The organism is Candidatus Sysuiplasma acidicola, assembly GCA_019721035.1.
GTDB lineage: Archaea > Thermoplasmatota > Thermoplasmata > Sysuiplasmatales > Sysuiplasmataceae > Sysuiplasma > Sysuiplasma acidicola.
This window is the reverse complement of the sequence record JAHEAA010000033.1, coordinates 1-1,229: the sequence shown is the minus strand read 5'-3', so window position 1 is coordinate 1,229 and position 1,229 is coordinate 1. Positions and strand designations below refer to the sequence as shown.

The 1,229-nt window shown below is 53.4% G+C and carries 2 protein-coding genes; both read right to left on the bottom strand.

Annotated features, from left to right (window positions below):
- On the bottom strand, positions 1 to 706 hold a 706-nt coding region (locus KIS30_09945), incomplete at its 3' end, for a hypothetical protein (GenBank protein MBX8647056.1).
- Positions 707 to 999: 293 nt separating this feature from the next.
- On the bottom strand, positions 1,000 to 1,229 hold a 230-nt coding region (locus tag KIS30_09940; GenBank protein MBX8647055.1), incomplete at its 5' end, for a transposase.

Here is a 1,229-nt window from a genome sequence, read left to right as displayed (position 1 = left end):
TGTATACTTCCTGAGATGCCTGCTGTGCCGATTTGTTGGGTCTGTATCCGTAGCTGAACTCCTGAAAGTCCGCCTCGAATATTGGTTCGATTAACAGTTTAACTGCCTGCTGGACGATGCGGTCCCTGACCGTCGGTATGCCAAGCGGCCTCTGTTTGCCGTTCGGTTTTGGAATGTATACCCTGCGCACACATTCCACGGTGTATGTTTCGTCAATGAGTTCCTGTTGCAGTGTCGACAGATACTGTTCGGCACCTGCGTTTCTGATGTCACCGATTGTTTCGCTGTCTATGCCTGCTACTCCATTGTTTGATGCAACTCTTCTCCATGCCTCTTCCAGTATTTCCATGCTGCAGAGCTTGTCGTGCAGCGAGTGGAATACCCTCTGTCTGTCTGCCTTCGCACACTGGTAAAGGCTGTCCAGGAACGGTTCGAGCCTTCTTATCCTCGTACCGCCGTGCATTGAAACGGCAGAATGGAGTTCTCCCCCATCCTGAACAGTCTTGTGTGCAGCAAGGACCCTTTCCTCTGATAAGGTTATGCTGTCCTTACCGTCATCGGTACTACGGCCCCCTCTGACTTCGCATGATGCATTGCCGCTCCTTTTGCTTGCGCTTATAGAACTGGCTACCTTTGCCCCCTTGCAGCGGGACAGGCCCTCAACAGGGCGCTTTATGCTGTCCTCACGGTTCGGGAAGGACATCATGCGACCTCCCGATTTACTATGTACGGCTTTCCACGCATGCCACCGACAAGACGCCGGGGAAGTTCCCCCATCAACCGGTTGTCTGATGGGGGAATAGCAGCCTTAATCCGACAGGAATGGATTCGGCCTTCCCAATCGTGGCTAACGGCGCTGATACTCGTTCGCTTTCGCTGCGGCCTGCGTATTTGCGACTGCATGGCTTCACACCCTGCATTGCTGCAGCGCATGCACACAGTCACTGATCGGATGTACCGGTAATTTCCGATACCAGACTCACACTGGTTAGTCATACATCATCCTCGGCGCGCACCTGTCAGCCACTCTTCGTTTATGTCCATCAATATGGACACCGTCAGTCGCAGTAGCGACTGCTCTCCTGTAAAGGCACCGACTTTCCGGGTTCTCCTCTTCAGCTCCAGGTTGATGCGCTCGAGCATGTTCGTGGTGCGCAGCCTTCTCCAGTACTGCCTTGGAAAGGCTGTGTAGTTGAACAGGGAATCATGGTAGCGGTCCAGCATATCTA